This window comes from Aquimarina ulvae, from assembly GCF_053613295.3.
This window is the reverse complement of the sequence record NZ_JBSIBP030000002.1, coordinates 465,648-485,134: the sequence shown is the minus strand read 5'-3', so window position 1 is coordinate 485,134 and position 19,487 is coordinate 465,648. Positions and strand designations below refer to the sequence as shown.

The window sequence follows — 19,487 nt, the reverse complement described above, 5'->3', positions numbered from 1 at the left end:
TCTTATTCTTTTTTAGAAAGATAGTAATTATACACTTTGGTTGCGCGTGATTTTCCTACTACTTCGCTAAGCTCATTTTTGGTGGCTTGGCTAATTCTTTTTACAGATCTAAAATGCTTTAGTAATTCTATAACAGTTTTTTCTCCTATTCCAGGAATAGAATCCAGCTCTGTGTCCAAAGCCGCTTTACTTCTTTTTTGTCGATGAAAAGTTATCCCAAAACGATGAGCTTCATTTCTGAGGTGTTGTATGATTTTTAAAGTTTCTGACTTTTTATCAAGATACAACGGTATAGAATCACCTGGGTAGTATATTTCCTCTAACCGTTTTGCAATTCCAATAATGGTTATTTTTCCGCGAAGGTTGAGATCCTCTAAAGCTTTCAGTCCAGAAGAAAGTTGTCCTTTCCCTCCATCAACAATTACTAGTTGTGGTAGTGGCTGTTCTTCATCCAGTAGACGTTTATATCTCCGATATACAACCTCTTCCATAGAGGCAAAATCGTTTGGTCCCTCTACGGTTTTAATATTGAATTTTCTGTATTCTTTTTTGCTGGGCTTCCCGTTTTTGAATACGACACAAGCTGCTACTGGATTAGTTCCTTGAATGTTAGAATTGTCAAAACATTCTATATGTCTTGGTTCTTCAGGCAGTCTCAGATCCTTTTTCATCTGAGCCATTAATCGCTTCACATGTCTGTCAGGGTCAATAATTTTAATTTGCTTAAAACGTTCCTGGCGGTAATATTTTGCATTTCTTATGGATAAATCTACGATCTTTTTTTTGTCACCAAGTTGCGGGATAGTGATCTTTAAATCTTCGCCAACATCAACCTTTATGGGAACATATATTTCTTGAGATCTGGATCCAAATCGTTGTCGTAATTCTATAATGGCCAGCTCCAATAATTCCTTATCAGTTTCTTCTAACTTCTTCTTAATTTCTGTAGTATGCGATCGTATAATTGCCCCATATGAAAGTTGCAAAAAGTTGACATACCCGTAGGACTCATCAGAGATTATTGAGAAAACATCTACGTTACTGATTTTTGGATTAACTACCGTAGATTTGGCCTGATACTTTTCTAAAACTTCGATTTTTTCTTTTATTCGTTGCGCATCTTCAAACTCCATCCTTTTGGCATGATCAGTCATTTGTTTCCGGAATCTGCTTAAGGAATCTTTAAAATTACCTTTTACAATTTCACGAATTGCATCTATATTTTGATGATATTCTTTTTCTTCTTGCAATCCTTCACAAGGACCTTTACAGTTACCTAAGTGGTACTCGAGACACACTTTATATTTTCCACTATCTATTTTTTGTTTCGATAAATCATAATTACAAGTCCTTAATTGATATAAACCTTTGATGAGGTCTAAAAGCGTGTTTACTGTTTTAAAATTAGTATAAGGCCCAAAATATTCTGAACCATCTTTAATAAGGTTGCGGGTTGGAAAAACTCTGGGAAACCGCTCTTTTTTGATACAAATCCAGGGATAGGTCTTGTCATCCTTAAGCATTACGTTAAAGCGAGGCTGGTGTTTCTTGATTAAATTATTCTCTAATAACAACGCATCTGTTTCGGTTTCAACAACGATGTGCTTTACCGACTTGATTTTTTTAACCAGTACTTTGGTTTTATAATTGTCGTGACTCTTTGTAAAATACGAAGCAACTCTTTTTTTAAGATTTTTGGCTTTACCAACATACAGTAATTTGTCATCTTTATCATAGTATTGATAGACTCCGGGTCCTTTTGGTAATGTTTTGAGTTGTATATCTAACGAGGCTTTTTGCATAATCTAAGTGTAAATTTAGTGCTTTACTTGAATTATTAAATACACTTCGTTTGAATATTATGTTAAAAACAAATAATGAAATTAGTTATTAAAAGGTGTTATACTATAGAATGCATCTGGTTTTTTCTTACTTTAGTAATTATATTGTTTTAAAGATATTTTTTTGAAAGATCAGAAAAAAATAATTGGTAGGACTGATAAGGTAGATTTTCCACTTTTAGAGCTACAAGATATTGATGTAAAAGTCGATACTGGAGCGTATACTTCTTCTGTTCATTGTAAAGAAATTAAAGAGGTAGGACAGATTTTGGAATGTCGATTTCTAGACCCCACTCATCCTGAATATAATGGTAAAAAATTTACTTTTACGAATTATGACATTACTGCGGTAAAGAGTAGTAATGGAAAAGTAGAAGTTAGATATGCCATTAGAACAAAAGTTACCGTATTCAATAAGACTCATTCTATAACTCTTACGTTATCTTCTCGTGATGACATGCGTTTTCCGGTATTAATTGGGCGTAAATTTCTTAGTGGGAAATTTTTGGTAGATCCACAGCTAGAAGATCAGTCGTACAACTTAAAATCCTAATGAATATAAAAATATTATCTCGCAATGCGAGTTTGTACTCTACTGATGTTTTAGTGCAAGCAGCCGTAAAGCGTAAACATAATGTGCAAGTAATAGATCCGCTGAATTGCGATATCATTATGGAAAAAAAGAAACCTAAAATCTATTATCGAGGTAAAAAACTTGATCATGTAGATGCCGTTATTCCCAGAATAGGATCCTCGATTACATTTTATGGTACTGCAGTGGTTCGGCAGTTTGAGATGATGGGTATTTTTACTACAGTTCGATCTCAGGCTTTAGTAGACTCCAGAGATAAACTTAGAAGTCTTCAAATTTTGTCCAAGGCGGGGTTGGGGTTGCCAAAAACAGTATTCACGAATTACTCTAAGGATGTTTCTGAAGTTATTTCTCACGTTAATGGTGCTCCGCTCATTATAAAACTGCTAGAAGGAACACAAGGTTTGGGTGTGGTTTTGGCAGAGACCAAAACAGCAGCAGAGTCTGTTTTAGAAGCGTTTAATGGATTACAAGCCAGAGTAATTGTACAAGAATATATAAAGGAGGCAAAAGGAGCAGACATCAGGGTGTTGGTGGTAGATGGTCAGGTAGTTGGCGCTATGAAAAGACAGGGGAAAGAAGGTGAGTTTCGCTCTAATTTGCATAGAGGAGGTAGTGCGCAAATTATTGAACTATCTGAAGAAGAAGAAAATGCTGCCATAAAAGCTACGAAGGTCTTAAAAATGGGAGTTGCAGGAGTAGATATGCTGCAAAGCGAAAGAGGACCACTTATCCTTGAGGTAAATTCTTCACCTGGTTTAGAAGGAATACAAATCGCGACTGGAAAGGACATTGCAAAATCAATTATTCGTTTCATAGAACAAAGTGTGTAAAACATATGGGAAGTATGAGTAAAAATAATGTCTTAAGCATTTTAGGAGCGCATATTCCGCTTGGAGCAAGTAAAACAATCAATTTTAATATTGCCAATCTTTATACGTCTACAAAAATAGAGATCCCGGTTATCATCGAAAGATCCAAAAAAGTAGGGCCTACTGTATTAATTACTGCCGGGATTCATGGAGATGAGATTAATGGAGTAGAAATTGTTCGTCAGATTATTTCTAAAAAAATCAATAAACCTTCGAAGGGAAGTATTATATGTATCCCAGTTTTAAACGTATTTGGATTTTTAGGAATGCAACGTTCTTTTCCTGATGGAAGAGACCTGAATAGGGTTTTCCCAGGAACAAAGAGTGGTTCGCTAGCGAGTCGTTTTGCATATCAATTTGTCAACGAAATTTTGCCTGTAGCAAACTTTTGTTTGGACTTTCATACCGGAGGTGCGAGCAGGTTTAATGCCCCACATATTCGAGTCGATGCTCAAAATAAAAAACTTGTGGAGTTTGCGAAGATTTTTAATGCGCCATTTACCATGTTTTCTAAAAACATAGACGGTTCTTATCGTGCCACTTGTACCAAAAAAGGAATTAATATTTTACTGTTTGAAGGAGGGAAATCGCAAAACAGTAATAAAAATATAGCCAGAGAAGGTGTACATGGTACCATGAGAATATTACATCATTTGGATATGTTGCACTCTTCATTTGATAGACCAGAAACTAAAGCAGAAACTATATTTATAGAAAAGAGCTCGTGGATAAGAGCAAAATATAGCGGTTTATTACACGTCAAAATTCCATATGGGAAACATGTAGAAATAGGTGAACATTTAGCAACAATAACGGATCCGTACGGAAAAATGCGGCATGTAGTAAAAGCAAGTAATGAAGGTTATATTATCAATGTAAATGAAGCTCCGATTGTCTATAAAGGCGATGCGATTTTTCATATCACAAAAACCCTGAATGATGGCAAGCCTTAATAAACAAGAGTTAAGAAAAAAATATAAAAAATTACGTGCTGATCTTTTGGATGAGGAGGTCCAAGATTTGAGCTTAACTATTGCAAACAATCTACTGAAGTTACCCATCTGGGGACATTCTTTTTACCATGTTTTTTTATCTATTGAAAAACACAAAGAAGTTCATACAGATTTTATACTTCATATTCTTCAGGGCAAGGATAAAAATATTGTAGTGTCAAAAAGTAATTTTAAAAACAATACATTAACACATTTGCTATTAACAGATAATACTACACTAAAAACAAACACTCGGGGCATTCCAGAGCCTGTAGATGGGATTCCAGTCCCGGAAGATAAAATCGAAATAGTTTTTGTACCATTATTGGCTTTTGATCAAAGAGGAAACCGAGTGGGTTATGGCAAAGGTTTTTATGATAAGTTTTTGTCTTTTTGTAACCCTAATGTAATTAAAATAGGACTTTCTTTTTTTAAACCTGAAGAAACCATCAAAGGGATTTTATCTACTGATATTCGTCTGGATTATTGTGTAACTCCATCAAAAATTTATACTTTTAACTAACGAGAAACAATTTTGTTGCCAAGTATAGTTCTCAACAGTATTAAATTTTTAATTTATACCCCAAAATGCTCCAAAATACTAAGAGTGTTTGCATCATAGATGATGACAACATGTATGTAAATTTAGTTAGCAAAGTTATCGAGTTAAAGAAATTATCAGACAAAATAATCGTATTTAATAACGGCAAGGAAGCGCTAAACTATTTTATAAAATCTGCACACCACGCAGAAGAACACCCTATTCCTCAAGTTATATTTCTGGACTTAAATATGCCTATTATGGATGGATGGCAGTTTCTTCAGGAATTTGATAAAATTAAAAATAAAATCAGTAAAAAAATTGATTTATATGTGGTTAGCTCCTCTATTGATATCAGGGATATTAATAGAGCTAAATCTATCGAAGTAGTTTCTGATTACCTTACCAAACCAATTGACTTTAAAGAATTTGAAAAAATTTTAAATTAATTTGGTTAGGAATCTTTTTTAGGGAAAGCTCTTTTATTAAATATCAAAAGCAAGAAAACTCCAATACTTATAGCAGAATCTGCAATATTAAATACAGGATCAAAAAAAGAAAAATGCTTCCCACCCCAGAAAGGAATCCATTCTGGTAATATATCATCATAGAAAGTAAACTGAATCATATCGACTACTTTACCATAAAAAATACTTTCATATCCACCACTTTCTGGCAAAAATTGTGCTATTTGAGTAGTAGAACTTTCGTTAAAAATAATACCGTAGAGTATAGAATCAATAATATTCCCAAAAGCACCTGCAAAAATCAAAGCGATACAGAATGTTAGAATTCTAGAACTGTTTTTTCGAACAGAGTCATATAACCAATATCCAATCCCTGTAATAGCAACTAACCTAAAGAGTGTAAGGATCAATTTTCCATAATTTCCAGGAAGCTCAAATCCCCAAGCCATCCCTTTATTTTCAACAAATACAATTCGAAACCAACTAAATACCGGTACTTCTTCGTGCAGCGTAAAATTAGTTTTGATATATATTTTGGAAATCTGATCTATTAGCAGAACTACGATTATAACTAAAATAGACTTCTTCAGGGACATAAATTTCTCTTATTTCATAAAGTGACGGACAAAAATAGTGTTTTATTTTGTTTTGTAGACGTTTATGTTTCCACTTATGGATTTTAGGGCAATTTGATGTAGACCATAGATTTCCTCTTTGTAGAGAATTCCTGATTTTGTCGATGCATTTACAATGGCGTTTTGGGTGTTTACCAAAATATTGCCGCCCAAAGTGTTTACGGTTGCATTTCCAACAAAATGATGAAGCGAACAATCCCCCGAATTTAGTTCCACAAATAATGATTTGATCTCTCCGGACAGTTTCAGAGAAGCAATCCTAGACTGTACAGTAACCTTGAGGTGATGAGGGACTTGAATTTTTATTTTTAATACAATAACCTTGTGCGCGCTGAGCTTATCATTATGGTTTTCTGAAAAAGGCTGAATACCATCCCTAATCGTAAGTGTGTTTTCTTTTCGTTTAGCATAAATTAATATGTCATTTTGATACTCTCCCTCAGAGCGTGCTTGTACGATGACTTTATTTTTTGTAGTATTTATAATTTCAATCTGAAATGTATTATCAACAAAAATATATACTTCTGAGAGATTAGTAGCATCAATACTTTTATCAAAGGTGGATTGACCAGATAAACGAATTGAGACGAAACAAACGATACAAAAGAAAAAAAGCTTCCTCATAAATTTCAAGGTAGCTTTTTTTCTGGTTTTTATAAAAATGTATGTATTGTATTTTGATGTATGATACCATTACTGTTTTCTCAAAAAGATATCACCGCTGATCGTTTTAAGGTGTAAATTGCTTTTTACACTGCCAAAAGCACCTGTCACCTTACTACCGACAATTCTGTTTTTTCCTTGATCAAATTCCATTTCTTTATCAGAATAGATAAGTCCGGAAAGAGTTTCTGCCAATAATTTGGATTGAGCAATATTGATATCAATGTCTCCGCTAATTGTTTTTAGTGTAAGCTTTCCATGATACTTTTTAATATCAATATCGCCACTGATAATATCAATTTCAAGATCACCCTGATAGTTTTCTGAAGCCACATTACCGGATATACTTTTTATACGTAGATTCGCGTTTTTTGGAAGATACAGTGTATAGTTCGCATCTATATCCATATTATTGCAGGGCTCCCAATTATTTTTGCTGTTAGACCCCTTCTCCTTTTTCCAAGTGTCAAATAAGTCTCCATAACTTGATTCTATATCCAAAACAGAAGAAGTATTGTCTATGTTAAGGTCATAATACGAGTCATATTCTCCGTTATTTATACTTACTTCTGCTTTAAGGAATACGGTGTTTTTATTCCAGGTTTTGATCGTTATATCCTCGGCAAATTTAAACTCCACAGTAATACGATCCGCAGATGTGTTGATTTCTTTTTCGATTACTTTTTGTGCATTTAGCTGAAATATGATGCAACTGAATGCGAGAAGGTTTATTAAAATTTTCATGATTTGATTGTTTTGATTGATGTATGACCTCTTTATTGTTTTCTTAGGTAGATATTTCCAGTTGCGGATTTTAGGCTTATTTCTACGCCACCATTATTTAATTCAGTATTAATAGTTTTTTTACCTCCAACTACTTTCAGACCATTTTCTGGAACGGGTAGTTTAATGTCGAAATCTGTAAAAATCTCACCCATTGTCGATTTCATCTCTAAATTTGCAGCGGTATTGGATGGAAGACTCACATCAATAGCACCTGTTGCTGAAACCAATGAAATTGGAGAATTTTGATTTACCTTTTTAAAAACCACATTAATCTCTCCTGTGGCTGTTTTGGCGACAATAGGTCCTGTAACATCTTTTAATGTGATATGACCAACATTGGTAGAAACTTCTATTTCTGATGAGAATCCTTCTGCATCCACTTTTCCGAGGTTGCTTCGCTCTATTTTGATGTTTACACTTTTTGGTAGAAAAATCTCTAAGGTTTTGGTATAAGCACTTTTTAGGTTTCGAATGATTAGTGTTCCCCCTTCTTTTAGTACATATATACCAAATCCAGTGTTGTCACTTCCCCCGGCATATACAGCTTTTAATCCTTTTGCTTTTTCAGGCATTTTGCGACCTTCTCCAGTGATGAATAGTTCATTTTTGTCGTGAGCCGTTAGTTTTACTCCTGATTCTGAACTAATCATTACATTTTTAACTCCCTGAAGAGATTGTCTGTAATCTTCCTGTGCTTTTACATGCCCAATAGTAATCAGAAATACTATGGCGATTGCTATATTTTTCATCTGTTCTTTTTTGATTTTTGATTGAAATTTTAAATTAAACTTGGTAGACCAATCGTTACTTGATCTTTTACATAATTTGGTGTTTCTTCATTTTTAAGTAGCTTTTCCATAGAAGGAACTGCGCGTTTTTCCTGTATAGAAACTAATATTTGAATTAATTCAATTTGCATGCCTGGATCTTGCTCTATTTCCAAGACACTAATGAATGCTTTACGTACCATTTCTGAGTCCGAAAACTTAGTAAGTGCTTCTGCTGCAGCTAGTCGCACATTGATATGGTCATCGTAAAACATTTTGTTTATCAACGCTTTTAGTATTTCATTTCCTGGTTTTTCTAACTTTTCCGCATAGTTTACCGCTTGTAAACGTTTACTGGCAGATTCATTTTCTATTAAAGAAATAGTTACCTCTTCCTTTAACTGTGTTTTTTCTTCTTCTAACACTGCCATTTCTTGTGAAAAAGACATTTTGTTTTGTTGTCTCCCATAGAAATAAGCAGAAACAATCAATGCAACGGTGGCAGCAATTTGTAGCGCAGTTTTCCAATGTTTTTTCGATGGATTATTAAATGAAACTCGTTTAGATTCTTGCAATACATCTTTTTCCTGCTGAAGCATTTTTTCGAAATTACTTTTGAGGATTTTGTCCGGCAATTCGGTTACGTTTTGATCGATTCCATCAAAAATTAATTGAAGTTCTTGAAATGATTCCTGACAACTATTACAAGTTAAAAGGTGCGCTGCAATCAACTGATGTTCTTTCTGATCTAAATTGTCATCCAGATAATCAATAAGTAGTTCGTTTATTTTTTTGCAGTTCATAGCGTTATATATTTTGTAGATAATGATCTTTTAATTTATGAATTGCCCGATGTACTTTGGTTTTAACAGCGCCGGCTGTTGATCCTGTAATTTCTGCAATCTCTTGGTATTTGATCCTTTGATACCGATTCATTATGATCAATTCTCTATCACATTGGGGTAATCGTCTTAGAGCTTTATCTAGTTGTTCTTTAATTTCTTGTTTTTCTAAACTGTCGGTTTCTTCGTGTTCGATTTTATACTCAATTTCATCTAATCGTTGCTCTTTATTTTTTTGACTCTGGTAGTGGTCGGAAAATATGTTTCTGGCAATGGTATAAATCCATGATGAAAACTTACCCTTTTTATACGATGCTCTATATTTTATAGCCTTATAGAAAACTTCCTGAGTAATATCCTGACTGACATTTCTATCTCTAGTCATTTTCAGCAAAAAATTAAATATTCTGATATGATATCTGTCAAAAAGGATACTCATCATATCTAAATCTCCATTAGATACCAGAATCATTAATTCTTCGTCAGTTACATTTTTCAAGATGCTACTCTTTTGGGTTAGTTTCTATTTGTAATACCTGAGATTTTTGAAAAGGTTACAAATCAGGTAGTATTATTTTTTAATTTTTATTTAGTAGTAAAAAAAACGAATGATTCTAATAACAAAGAGGTTGGTCTAACTATTTGTTTTAGAATACATTGTGCAAATTAATACGTTTAAAAAAGAGTTTCGTTCATAAAAAAAGTGCTTTCCAATCTGGAAAGCACTTTAAATTTACAATATTTTGCGTTTTGTTAGCTCTGCATGTTCTTAGCTTCGATACTAAGTGTTGCATGAGGAACTAGTTTTAATCGCTCCGGATTAATAAGTTTTCCTGTTACACGGCAAATACCATATGTTTTATTTTCTATCCGTAACAATGCATTTTTTAAATCACGAACAAATTTCTCTTGTCTAATGGCTAATTGTGTATTTGCTTCTTTAGACATTGTTTCACTACCTTCCTCAAAAGCTTTGAATGTAGGTGAGGTATCATCTGTACCATTATTACCATCATTTTTGTAAGCACTCTGAAGCAATTCTAAATCTTTCTGGGCTTTTCCCATTTTTTCAACGATGATTTCCTTAAACATCGCTAAATCGGCATCACTATACCTTGCTTTTACATCTGCTGCCATACTCTCTTATTGTTTTTTAATTACCAATTGGGTTGCAATGTCGTCAAACGCAATTTCTATACCATTTATTACATCTGTTGCAAATTCAATTGTTTCGGTTAAGGTTTCATTCTTGATGTATGTTTCATTAGTAGCAACCGCTTCCTGAATAGATTTGTTTTCCTGTATTACAATTCTTATGCGATCAGTTACTTCTAATCCACTGTCCTTTCGGATATTTTGGATTCGGTTTACAAGCTCTCTTGCGATCCCTTCTTTTTTAAGCTCTGGAGTTATGGTTATATCCAGTGCTACTGTTAGTGAGCCTGAGTTTGCAACCAACCAACCCGCTATATCCTGAGAACTGATCTCTACATCATCGGTACCTAATGTAATAATTTTATCATTAATTTCTATATCAAAACTTCCAGTTTGTTCAAGAATTTTGATCGTTTCTTGATCGAAAGATTGTATCTTGTTGGCTATCAGTTTCATGTCTTTTCCAAAACGAGGGCCTAAATTTTTGAAATTAGGTTTTATTTGTTTTACTAATATCCCTGATGCATCGTCAATAAGTTCAATTTTTTTAACATTTACTTCGCTTTTTATCAAACCAGCAATGTCATTTATTTCCGCTTTATCAGCTTCATTTAGTACAGGAATCATTATTCTCTGTAGTGGTTGACGCACTTTAATTTTTTCTTTCTGACGTAAAGACAGTACTAAGGAGCACACAGATTGTGCCTTTTGCATTTTGTGCTCTAAAGCCTTATCTACGAATGAGCTTTCATATTTAGGAAAATGTGCCAAATGAACACTTTCAAAAGATTCTTTTCTGGTATTAGAAACAAGATCTTTGTATAAACGATCCATAAAAAATGGTGCTACTGGTGCTCCCAACTTTGCTACTGTAAGCATACAGGTATACAACGTCTGATAGGCAGAGATTTTATCTTTCTGGTAATCACCTTTCCAATACCTTCTTCTACTTAGGCGAACAAACCAATTACTTAGATTTTCTTGAACAAAATCAGAAATGGCTCTTGTGGCTTTTGTCGGCTCATATTCGTTATAATATTGGTCTACATTTTTGATCAAGGTATGCAGTTCACTTAAAATCCAGCGATCAATCTCTGGACGATCTGCTAACGGGATATCAGCTTCAGTATAGTTGAAGTTATCGATGTTTGCATATAATGTAAAAAACGAATAGGTGTTGTATAATGTTCCAAAAAACTTACGACGTACTTCTGCAATTCCTTCAGAATCAAATTTTAGATTATCCCAAGGATTTGCATTGCTGATCATATACCATCTGGTCGCATCTGGTCCATATGCTTTTAGGGTATCAAAAGGATCAACAGCATTGCCTAATCGTTTGGACATTTTTTGACCATTTTTATCCAATACGAGACCATTAGATACAACATTTTTATAGGCAACGTCATCAAAGATCATGGTTCCGATTGCGTGTAAGGTGTAAAACCAGCCACGAGTTTGATCCACACCTTCAGCAATAAAGTCTGCTTTTCTCTCACCAGATGCTACTTTTTCTCTATTCTCAAAGGGATAATGCCATTGAGCATATGGCATGGATCCAGAATCAAACCATACATCAATTAAATCACTTTCGCGTTTCATGGGCTTACCTAATCGAGAAACCAAGATAATTTTATCTACTACATTTTTGTGTAGGTCTACCTTATCATAGTTTTCTTCGCTCATATCTCCCACTATAAAATCAGCAAAAATATCGGCTTCCAGAACACCGGCATCTACGGCTATTTGCATTTCAGCCTTTAATTCTTCTACAGAGCCAATAATTTTTTCTTCCTTACCATCATCTGTACGCCAGATTGGCAATGGAATTCCCCAAAAACGGGATCTGGATAAGTTCCAGTCGTTGGCGTTTGCCAGCCAATTTCCAAACCGCCCTTCTCCTGTGGCTTTTGGTTTCCAGTTGATACCTAGATTCAATTCGTGCATACGATCTTTAAAATCGGTCACTTTTATAAACCAGGAATCTAATGGATAATATAAGATAGGTTTATCCGTACGCCAGCAGTTAGGATAACTGTGTACATACTTTTCAACCTTAAATGCTTTATTTTCTATTTTTAATTTGATAGCAATCTCGACATCTATAGATTTCTCTGGAGCTTCACCATCATTGTAATATTCATTTTTAACATATTTACCGCCAAATTCACCAACGTGTTTTGTGAATTTACCCTGTAAATCAACTAATGGAACTAAATTGTCGTTATCATCTTTTACGAGTAGTGGAGGAATTTCTGGCGTTGCTTGTTTAGCCACTAAAGCATCATCTGCACCAAAAGTAGGAGCGGTATGTACAATACCAGTACCATCTTCAGTAGTTACAAAATCACCTGAAATTACCCTAAACGCGTTTTCAGGATTATCATATGGTTGTGCGTAGTCTAGTAGTTGTTCATAACGAATCTCTACAAGATCAGCTCCTTTAAATTCTTTAAGAATTAGGTAAGGGACTTTTTTATCTCCTTCTTTAAAAGAATTTAGTGTTTCCTCATTTTCTGCCAGTATAAATTTTCCGCTAAACTGTTTACCAATTAAATTCTTCGCCAGAATTACGTTAATAGGTTCGAAAGTGTATTGATTGAAAGTTTTTACTAAAACATAATCAATTTTCGGTCCTACCGTTAATGCTGTATTTGAGGGCAATGTCCAGGGAGTTGTTGTCCAGGCCAAGAAATAAATATCACCTACTACATCTGCTAGAAATGATGGTAATGTTTCTTTTGTAGCTTTGAACTGAGCAACAATCGTAGTGTCAGTAACATCCTGATAGGTTCCTGGTTGGTTAAGCTCGTGCGAACTTAATCCGGTTCCGGCTTTGGGAGAATACGGTTGTATGGTATACCCTTTATACAGCAACCCTTTTTTATATATTTCAGAAAGTAACCACCATACAGTTTCCATATATTTGGACTTGTAGGTGATGTATGGATCTTCCATGTCTACCCAATACCCAATCTTTTCTGTAAGATCATTCCAGATATCGGTATAACGCATTACTGCTTTTTTACAAGCTTCGTTATATTCTTCAACTGTGATTTTTTTACCAATATCTTCTTTGGTGATGCCTAATTCTTTCTCAACCCCCAATTCTACAGGAAGCCCGTGTGTATCCCAACCGGCCTTGCGTTTTACTTGGTATCCTTTTTGTGTTTTGTAACGGCAAAAAATATCCTTAATAGCACGAGCCATGACATGATGAATTCCCGGTAATCCATTGGCGGATGGAGGTCCTTCAAAAAAGATGAAAGGAGGTGCGTCTTTGCGCTCAGAAATACTCTTTTCGAAAATAGTATGCTGTTGCCAGAATTCTAATATATCATCTGCCACTTTTGGCAAGTCAAGTCCTTTATACTCAGGAAACTTCGTGCTCATTTGATCGTTCTTTCTATTAAGTCTGCGAAAATAAGGATTTTATTGAAAATGACGGGTGTAAATGACTCAAATGTTGATGATTGTTCTTATGAAAAACTTTAACATTCCGATGTTCTTAATTGTGTAATAGAATTTAGTAATTTTAAACCATGGATACTTCCTTAAACATTGTATTGGTTCAATCTGACTTGGCTTGGGAAAACCCAATTGAGAATAGGTTTGTCTTAGAACAAAAAATCAAATCAATACGTAGTGAAACAGACCTGATCATTTTACCAGAGATGTTCTCTACTGGTTTTACAATGAATGCCCTAGAGGTTGCAGAAACTATGGATGGTGAAACGATACGTTGGTTACGAAAATTAGCTAAAGAGAAATGTTGTGCTATAGCAGGAAGTATTATTGTAAAAGATGCTGAAGCTTATTTTAACCGCTTTCTTTTTGTAAAACCGGATGGTATTATTGAGAAATATGATAAACACCAATTATTCACACTAGCAAAAGAACAAGAAGTTTTTACAGCAGGTAGTGAAGAAACAATTATAACTTATAAAGGTTGGAAAATCAAACCGCAAATCTGCTACGATCTTAGATTTCCTGTATGGGCCAGGAATACATCGGAATATGATGTGCTGATCTATGTTGCTAGTTGGCCAAAACTACGGGTAAATGCCTGGGATACTTTATTAAAGGCAAGAGCTATAGAAAACATGTCCTACTGTATCGGGGTAAATCGAGTAGGTTTGGATGGTAAAGGCTATGAATACAATGGTCATTCTGCCGTGTATGATGTGTTAGGAAATTCTGTTTTAAAAGAAAACCCTGTCGAAAAGGAAATTATTTTATACGCAACGTTAGATAAATTTCATATAGAAAAGACACGTAAAAAATTACCTTTTCTGGAGGATGCTGATCGCTTTCAGATTATTCCAAAATAAAGGTTTGTTTTAGTTCCCAATTTGCTCTCACTTCGATAGCTTCAGGGTAATAGACTACTTTTTCCGGTTGAATTCCTTTTAGAAAACTCCCAGTGTCCCAAATACCATTTTTATTAGTATCAAAAATTACTCTGATATTATATTTTCCGGGGTCTAAGTTATCAAAAACGGTAGTTTCTTCTTTTGTAACTATTTTTTCGTCAATAAACTTTCCCTGTTCATCAGTTACCTGAATCAGCAGCGGATATTCTTTTGCATTTTGTAGTGTAAAAAATATGGTACCATAATCTGCCAATTTCTTTGTTCTAAAATTTATGGTGATAGTGTCATTTTTATTTCCGATGAAATCAATAACAGCTTCAGGCAGTAATTGCATTTTATAGGCATTATCTTCCGTTCTTTCGAAAGTAAAAACAGCTTCGTTTTTTAATTTATCTAGTTGCACAGAAAAAGGTACTTGTGTGGTGTCTTTATCGGTCAATGAAATTAGTTTTTCGTTAACAGATGCTATTGGAGTGTTTGAGGAAAGTGTGAAATCCTTATTAAAAGCTAAACTTCCTTTTACGTTATTACTAAGTTTTATAGAGTCCTTATATTGATCTTTAAATCTTGCCACGAGTGTGTCTCGGAAGTTTTTTGAATTAGTTACCTCGAAAATAAGCGAATCAGCTTCAAAAAAAGGTTTGAACCAATAATGGAGGGTATCTTTTACTTTATCCGGAAAAATCCTGGTTTCTAATTTTTCAGGGGTTTTACTAAGTAAATTGATATTCATAGAATCGGCTACGCCTTCATATCCAAAAACAAAAGAGTTTTTAGAAACTTGTTTTGGCTTTAAAGCCTTGAAGTCCAAAATTTCTTTGAATAAATTTATATTGAAAATTTTTGCGGTATCTGCAGGAAGCGTTACAATTTCATCATAAAAACCAATCTTATCTTGCTTAGGCTGATAGGTATAGTTAGAAGCAGCATCTTTTAACGCTACTAGTTTATAGGTTCCTTCTTTTAGGTTGTCTAAGTCAAAATAAGTGCTGTCTAAAGTACTTGTGATGTACCTTGGAACTTCTTTAAAGACCAAAGAATCAGAGTACGCCTCCTCAATCTGGTATAGTGCCACACTGATAAAAGGGTCTGCCTTTTTTTCTAATGCATCGCCGACAGAACCTTGTATCCTAAGCGAATCAAGAGAAGCTCCTGTGGAAAAAACATATCTAAAAAATGGATTAGGATTTCCTTCATTATTATCTACTATGCTCTGACCAAAATTGATGCTGTAAGTAGTGTTTTTTAACAGTGTGTCTAAAAATTTAACTTTTATATATTTACTTGCACTACCCAAAGGGGTTATTTCTGGCTTAGGATCCATCGGAGGAGAAATGATAATTTGTTTCTGAGGGTCATTTAGCTTTACGTACTCATCAAAATATATCCTAATTTCCTTTTTGTTAAAATTTGTAGAAAAATTAGGAGGGGTTGCCTTCACAAATTTTGGAGGAATTTCATCTTTTTCTCCACCTGTTATTGTACCTTTTTTGGCACAACTGAATATGAAGAACAGCAAAAAAGTACTTAATAATAGCGCATAGGATCTTTTATACATAGCTCCGTTACAATTTTTAAAGACACAAAGAAACGACTATTTATAACAAACAAAAAATCTATACCGTGATAGCCATAGTAGCAATACTTATTTTAATGCCGGGAATTGATTTAAGAACTTCAATACAAGCTTCTAAAGTGGCACCTGTGGTCACAATATCATCAACAATTAATACATGTTTGTTTATTAATAAGGACTCATTGTGTACACCGAATGTTTCAGATGTGTTTATCCAACGTGTTAGACTGCTGTTTTTTGATTGTTTTTTATTGTAGGAATTTTTTTTCAAAACAAAATCAACGTATTTTGCCTGAAGTCTTTCTGCAATTTCCTTTCCAAATTTCTCTACTTGATTATAACCTCGTTCTCTTAATCTTCTAGGATGAAGAGGTACCGGTATTATTACATCAATACATTGGTATTCAGTTAATTGGCATATTTCGTTCCCAAGCCATTTCCCAAGCTCTTTTCCTATCTCTTCTCTGCCTCTATACTTTAGATTGTGGATCAAATTTTGTACCAATCCACCCTTCTCAAACACCAATAAAGAGGTTATATTTTCTATTTTGGCCCGCCCATAAAATACTTTTTCGATCTTTTTAGCGTTTACCTTATGGAAATTACCTAGCGGGAGCTTGTGTCGGCAAGAAGTACACAGGATCCTTTCATTTTTATATAATGGGTTGTCACAGGCAGCACAATATATAGGATAGAATAAATAAGCTAAGTCGCTTAACATAGTAGGTCAATTAACATTAATTATTATATTTAACTAAATTTACCATTTAACATAACCATCAAAAATTAGAAATTTATTATGACAACTCAAAACAATAACTTGACCCTTAAGATACTAATTGGTGTTCTGGGAGCTCTTTTATTAATTCTGGGGATCTTCACGTATAAGTTCTACAACGAAGAAAAGAGAGAAAAAGCAATTTTGCAACAAGAAAAGGATTTAATTGAAAGTGAATTAGGAGAATTAATAACAAAATATGACAATGCCATTGCTCTAAATGAAGTAATGGATGATCATTTGTTAAAGGAAAAACAACGTGTTGTTGTTTTGTTGGATAGTTTAAAGGACTATGATGCTAATGTAGCGTTGATTGCTCGATATAGGAGAGAAGTCAGTAAGCTAAAGAAAGAGCGCGAAAGGTTGTTTAAACTAGCGGATAGTTTAACCACAGCAAATGCTCAATTAGCTACAGATTTGGATAGTACTTCTACAGCATTATCAGAAAGAATTGTATTCTCTGATTCTTTGGCAACGCAGAACAATAAGTTAGCAGAAATTGTAGAAAGAGGTTCAGCTTTACAGGCCTCTGGTATCAAGGCAGAAGGTGTTAGAGTACGTAATAGTGGTAAAATTACTACGACATCGAGATCCAGCAGAGCCGAAAAAGTAAGAGTTTGTTTTACACTTTCGCCAAATAAATTAACCGAGAAAGGAGATAAAGATCTATTCGTTCAGGTTATAAACCCTGAAAATAACCTGATCGGAGACAAAGTTTCTGTGAATTTTGACGATGCCGTACTAACGTATAGTGGTCGTAATAAAGTATTTTATGAGAATGATGCTCTAGACGTTTGTGTTTTAGTAGATGCCGCAGAAGGAGAATTGACAGAAGGAAATTATGTGGTAAATTTATTTTCTGGACCGAGAATGATTTCGAATACTCAATTTGAATTGAAATAAACAGTTTTTCTAGATATACACAAACCATCATATTGTATTTAATATGGTGGTTTTTTTATGTTTTTGTCAGAAATTACTTGATCCGAGCATTAAATAAATAAATTCGTTTTCAATTCTTGTAAATTCAATTATTTTTGCGCCATGGCAAATCAAGAAGATAAATTTAAGAAGGTTATTGCCCATGCTAAAGAGTACGGGTATATATTTGGTTCTAGTGAGATCTATGACGGATTGAGTGCGGTATATGATTACGGACAAAATGGGGCTGAACTCAAAAAGAATATCAGGGAATATTGGTGGAAAAGTATGGTGTATATGCACCAGAATATTGTAGGTCTCGACGCAGCAATATTGATGCATCCTACTACGTGGAAAGCATCGGGACATGTAGATGCGTTTAATGATCCGCTTATTGATAACAAAGATTCTAAAAAAAGATATAGAGCTGATGTTTTAGTAGAAGACTTTAGGGAAAAAATAAATCTGAAAATTAAAAAAGATATTGCTAAAGCTAAAAAACGCTTTGGTGATGCTTTCAATGAAGAAGAGTTTAGATCCACAAATCCTAATGTTGTGCGTCGACAAAAAGAGATCGATAGAATTACGTTAGAATTAACCAGAGTTCAAGAAGAAGAGGATTTGGCTGGGTTTAAGAAATTGATAGAAGAGCTTGGTATAGCAGATCCAGAAACAGGGTCTAAAAACTGGACAGATGTACGACAGTTTAATCTTATGTTCGGCACAAAACTTGGCGCTTCTGCAGAATCAGCAACCGATTTGTTTTTAAGGCCTGAAACTGCACAAGGAATATTTGTTAATTTTCTAAATGTTCAAAAAACCGGAAGAATGAAAATTCCTTTTGGTATTGCTCAAACTGGTAAAGCTTTTAGAAATGAGATCGTAGCTCGCCAGTTTATTTTCAGGATGCGTGAGTTTGAACAGATGGAAATGCAATTTTTTGTACGTCCGGGAGAAGAGATGAAGTGGTATGAATACTGGAAAGAAACTCGTCTCAATTGGCATTTATCTTTAGGATTAGGAAAAGAGAACTATCGTTTCCACGATCACGACAAATTAGCACATTACGCCAATGCAGCAGCGGATATAGAGTTTAATTTTCCATTCGGATTTAAAGAATTAGAAGGGATTCACTCCAGAACTGATTTTGACCTGAAAGCTCACGAAGAATATTCGGGCAAAAAACTACAGTTCTTTGATCCTGAATTAAAAGAAAGTTACGTTCCTTATGTTGTGGAGACATCTATAGGGTTAGACAGAATGTTCCTTGCTATATTCTCCACCGCATTACAGGATGAGCAACTAGCAGATGGATCTAGTAGAGTCGTATTAAAATTACCTGCGGTTGTAGCGCCGGTAAAAGCAGCCATTTTGCCACTGGTTAAGAAAGACGGTTTACCTGAAGTTGCAGAAAAGATAGTAGAAGACCTTAAATGGAAATTTAATGTAGCATATGATGAGAAAGATGCTATCGGGCGTCGCTACAGAAGACAAGATGCTGTGGGAACCCCTATATGTATTACGGTGGATCATGACACATTACACGATCAAACGGTTACCATAAGAGATAGAGATACTATGGAGCAGAAACGCGTTGCTATATCAGAACTTACATCTATCATCTCAGAAAAAGTAGATCCTGAATTTTGGCTTAAATAAGAGTTTTATAATCAAAAGTGATCAAAA

The 19,487-nt window shown here is 34.4% G+C and carries 19 protein-coding genes; 8 read left to right on the top strand and 11 right to left on the bottom strand.

Annotation, left to right across the window (positions count from 1 at the left end):
* Positions 1–2: 2 nt before the first annotated feature.
* On the bottom strand, positions 3–1,802 hold the full coding sequence (gene uvrC, locus ACWGOQ_RS05735) for an excinuclease ABC subunit UvrC (protein WP_452056083.1): 1,800 nt from the start codon (positions 1,800–1,802) through the stop codon (positions 3–5).
* Positions 1,803–1,965: 163 nt separating this feature from the next.
* Between uvrC and ACWGOQ_RS05730 the strand changes: the two genes are divergently transcribed.
* The 5 genes from ACWGOQ_RS05730 to ACWGOQ_RS05710 all read left to right on the top strand — a co-directional run bounded on the left by ACWGOQ_RS05730 (position 1,966) and on the right by ACWGOQ_RS05710 (position 5,287).
* Positions 1,966–2,394 carry an ATP-dependent zinc protease family protein gene (locus tag ACWGOQ_RS05730; RefSeq protein ID WP_452056084.1) on the top strand — a complete coding sequence of 143 codons (429 nt, stop codon included), beginning with the start codon at positions 1,966–1,968 and terminating at the stop codon, positions 2,392–2,394.
* On the top strand, positions 2,394–3,266 hold the full coding sequence (rimK, locus tag ACWGOQ_RS05725; RefSeq protein WP_452056085.1) for a 30S ribosomal protein S6--L-glutamate ligase: 873 nt from the start codon (positions 2,394–2,396) through the stop codon (positions 3,264–3,266). Before ACWGOQ_RS05730 ends, rimK begins: the two co-directional genes overlap by 1 nt.
* Positions 3,267–3,271: 5 nt before the next feature.
* Positions 3,272–4,258 carry a succinylglutamate desuccinylase/aspartoacylase family protein gene (locus ACWGOQ_RS05720; RefSeq protein ID WP_452056086.1) on the top strand — a complete coding sequence of 329 codons (987 nt, stop codon included), beginning with the start codon at positions 3,272–3,274 and terminating at the stop codon, positions 4,256–4,258.
* The gene (locus tag ACWGOQ_RS05715; protein WP_452056087.1) at positions 4,245–4,820 is read left to right on the top strand and encodes a 5-formyltetrahydrofolate cyclo-ligase; all 576 of its coding nucleotides are present in this window, start codon (positions 4,245–4,247) and stop codon (positions 4,818–4,820) included. Before ACWGOQ_RS05720 ends, ACWGOQ_RS05715 begins: the two co-directional genes overlap by 14 nt.
* A gap of 65 nt (positions 4,821–4,885) precedes the next feature.
* On the top strand, positions 4,886–5,287 hold the full coding sequence (locus tag ACWGOQ_RS05710) for a response regulator (RefSeq protein WP_452056088.1): 402 nt from the start codon (positions 4,886–4,888) through the stop codon (positions 5,285–5,287).
* A 5-nt stretch (positions 5,288–5,292) separates the two neighbouring features.
* On the opposite strand, the gene ACWGOQ_RS05705 is transcribed toward ACWGOQ_RS05710, so the two are convergent.
* From ACWGOQ_RS05705 to ileS, 8 genes are all read right to left on the bottom strand, one after another.
* Complete coding sequence (locus ACWGOQ_RS05705) at positions 5,293–5,901, bottom strand: lipoprotein signal peptidase (RefSeq protein WP_452056089.1); 609 nt, start codon at positions 5,899–5,901, stop codon at positions 5,293–5,295.
* A gap of 42 nt (positions 5,902–5,943) precedes the next feature.
* Positions 5,944–6,564 carry a DUF4097 family beta strand repeat-containing protein gene (locus ACWGOQ_RS05700; protein ID WP_452056090.1) on the bottom strand — a complete coding sequence of 207 codons (621 nt, stop codon included), beginning with the start codon at positions 6,562–6,564 and terminating at the stop codon, positions 5,944–5,946.
* A 69-nt stretch (positions 6,565–6,633) separates the two neighbouring features.
* Positions 6,634–7,347: a DUF4097 family beta strand repeat-containing protein gene (locus ACWGOQ_RS05695; RefSeq protein ID WP_452056091.1), complete on the bottom strand. Its 714-nt coding sequence runs from the start codon at positions 7,345–7,347 to the stop codon at positions 6,634–6,636.
* A 32-nt stretch (positions 7,348–7,379) separates the two neighbouring features.
* Positions 7,380–8,138: a DUF4097 family beta strand repeat-containing protein gene (locus tag ACWGOQ_RS05690; RefSeq protein WP_452056092.1), complete on the bottom strand. Its 759-nt coding sequence runs from the start codon at positions 8,136–8,138 to the stop codon at positions 7,380–7,382.
* 29 nt (positions 8,139–8,167) lie between these two features.
* On the bottom strand, positions 8,168–8,959 hold the full coding sequence (locus ACWGOQ_RS05685; protein WP_452056093.1) for a HEAT repeat domain-containing protein: 792 nt from the start codon (positions 8,957–8,959) through the stop codon (positions 8,168–8,170).
* A gap of 4 nt (positions 8,960–8,963) precedes the next feature.
* The gene (locus ACWGOQ_RS05680; protein ID WP_452056094.1) at positions 8,964–9,497 is read right to left on the bottom strand and encodes an RNA polymerase sigma factor; all 534 of its coding nucleotides are present in this window, start codon (positions 9,495–9,497) and stop codon (positions 8,964–8,966) included.
* 254 nt (positions 9,498–9,751) lie between these two features.
* Positions 9,752–10,135 carry a TraR/DksA family transcriptional regulator gene (locus ACWGOQ_RS05675; RefSeq protein ID WP_452056095.1) on the bottom strand — a complete coding sequence of 128 codons (384 nt, stop codon included), beginning with the start codon at positions 10,133–10,135 and terminating at the stop codon, positions 9,752–9,754.
* A gap of 6 nt (positions 10,136–10,141) precedes the next feature.
* Positions 10,142–13,546 carry an isoleucine--tRNA ligase gene (gene ileS / locus ACWGOQ_RS05670; protein WP_452056096.1) on the bottom strand — a complete coding sequence of 1,135 codons (3,405 nt, stop codon included), beginning with the start codon at positions 13,544–13,546 and terminating at the stop codon, positions 10,142–10,144.
* Positions 13,547–13,695: 149 nt separating this feature from the next.
* Between ileS and ACWGOQ_RS05665 the strand changes: the two genes are divergently transcribed.
* Complete coding sequence (locus ACWGOQ_RS05665; RefSeq protein ID WP_452056097.1) at positions 13,696–14,484, top strand: nitrilase family protein; 789 nt, start codon at positions 13,696–13,698, stop codon at positions 14,482–14,484.
* On the opposite strand, the gene ACWGOQ_RS05660 is transcribed toward ACWGOQ_RS05665, so the two are convergent.
* Together ACWGOQ_RS05660 and ACWGOQ_RS05655 are read right to left on the bottom strand one after the other, a co-directional pair.
* Positions 14,471–16,084 carry an Ig-like domain-containing protein gene (locus tag ACWGOQ_RS05660; protein WP_452056098.1) on the bottom strand — a complete coding sequence of 538 codons (1,614 nt, stop codon included), beginning with the start codon at positions 16,082–16,084 and terminating at the stop codon, positions 14,471–14,473. The two genes, ACWGOQ_RS05665 and ACWGOQ_RS05660, sit on opposite strands and share 14 nt — an antisense overlap.
* A gap of 58 nt (positions 16,085–16,142) precedes the next feature.
* Positions 16,143–16,823, bottom strand: a complete 681-nt coding sequence (locus tag ACWGOQ_RS05655; protein ID WP_452056099.1) for a ComF family protein — start codon at positions 16,821–16,823, stop codon at positions 16,143–16,145.
* 78 nt (positions 16,824–16,901) lie between these two features.
* Here ACWGOQ_RS05655 and ACWGOQ_RS05650 point away from each other — a divergent pair, with 78 nt between their 5' ends.
* Together ACWGOQ_RS05650 and ACWGOQ_RS05645 are read left to right on the top strand one after the other, a co-directional pair.
* Complete coding sequence (locus ACWGOQ_RS05650; RefSeq protein ID WP_452056100.1) at positions 16,902–17,783, top strand: DUF8428 domain-containing protein; 882 nt, start codon at positions 16,902–16,904, stop codon at positions 17,781–17,783.
* A 141-nt stretch (positions 17,784–17,924) separates the two neighbouring features.
* Positions 17,925–19,460: a glycine--tRNA ligase gene (locus ACWGOQ_RS05645; protein WP_452056101.1), complete on the top strand. Its 1,536-nt coding sequence runs from the start codon at positions 17,925–17,927 to the stop codon at positions 19,458–19,460.
* Positions 19,461–19,487: the final 27 nt, after the last annotated feature.

Bases quoted from the DNA above. Each gene is read 5' to 3' on its own strand.
- uvrC (WP_452056083.1), bottom strand. From the start codon at position 1,802: ATGCAAAAAGCCTCGTTAGATATACAACTCAAAACATTACCAAAAGGA.
- rimK (WP_452056085.1), top strand. From the start codon at position 2,394: ATGAATATAAAAATATTATCTCGCAATGCGAGTTTGTACTCTACTGAT.
- ACWGOQ_RS05720 (WP_452056086.1), top strand. From the start codon at position 3,272: ATGGGAAGTATGAGTAAAAATAATGTCTTAAGCATTTTAGGAGCGCAT.
- ACWGOQ_RS05715 (WP_452056087.1), top strand. From the start codon at position 4,245: ATGGCAAGCCTTAATAAACAAGAGTTAAGAAAAAAATATAAAAAATTA.
- ACWGOQ_RS05710 (WP_452056088.1), top strand. From the start codon at position 4,886: ATGCTCCAAAATACTAAGAGTGTTTGCATCATAGATGATGACAACATG.
- ACWGOQ_RS05705 (WP_452056089.1), bottom strand. From the start codon at position 5,901: ATGTCCCTGAAGAAGTCTATTTTAGTTATAATCGTAGTTCTGCTAATA.
- ACWGOQ_RS05700 (WP_452056090.1), bottom strand. From the start codon at position 6,564: ATGAGGAAGCTTTTTTTCTTTTGTATCGTTTGTTTCGTCTCAATTCGT.
- ACWGOQ_RS05695 (WP_452056091.1), bottom strand. From the start codon at position 7,347: ATGAAAATTTTAATAAACCTTCTCGCATTCAGTTGCATCATATTTCAG.
- ACWGOQ_RS05690 (WP_452056092.1), bottom strand. From the start codon at position 8,138: ATGAAAAATATAGCAATCGCCATAGTATTTCTGATTACTATTGGGCAT.
- ACWGOQ_RS05685 (WP_452056093.1), bottom strand. From the start codon at position 8,959: ATGAACTGCAAAAAAATAAACGAACTACTTATTGATTATCTGGATGAC.
- ACWGOQ_RS05675 (WP_452056095.1), bottom strand. From the start codon at position 10,135: ATGGCAGCAGATGTAAAAGCAAGGTATAGTGATGCCGATTTAGCGATG.
- ileS (WP_452056096.1), bottom strand. From the start codon at position 13,546: ATGAGCACGAAGTTTCCTGAGTATAAAGGACTTGACTTGCCAAAAGTG.
- ACWGOQ_RS05665 (WP_452056097.1), top strand. From the start codon at position 13,696: ATGGATACTTCCTTAAACATTGTATTGGTTCAATCTGACTTGGCTTGG.
- ACWGOQ_RS05660 (WP_452056098.1), bottom strand. From the start codon at position 16,084: ATGTATAAAAGATCCTATGCGCTATTATTAAGTACTTTTTTGCTGTTC.
- ACWGOQ_RS05655 (WP_452056099.1), bottom strand. From the start codon at position 16,823: ATGTTAAGCGACTTAGCTTATTTATTCTATCCTATATATTGTGCTGCC.
- ACWGOQ_RS05650 (WP_452056100.1), top strand. From the start codon at position 16,902: ATGACAACTCAAAACAATAACTTGACCCTTAAGATACTAATTGGTGTT.
- ACWGOQ_RS05645 (WP_452056101.1), top strand. From the start codon at position 17,925: ATGGCAAATCAAGAAGATAAATTTAAGAAGGTTATTGCCCATGCTAAA.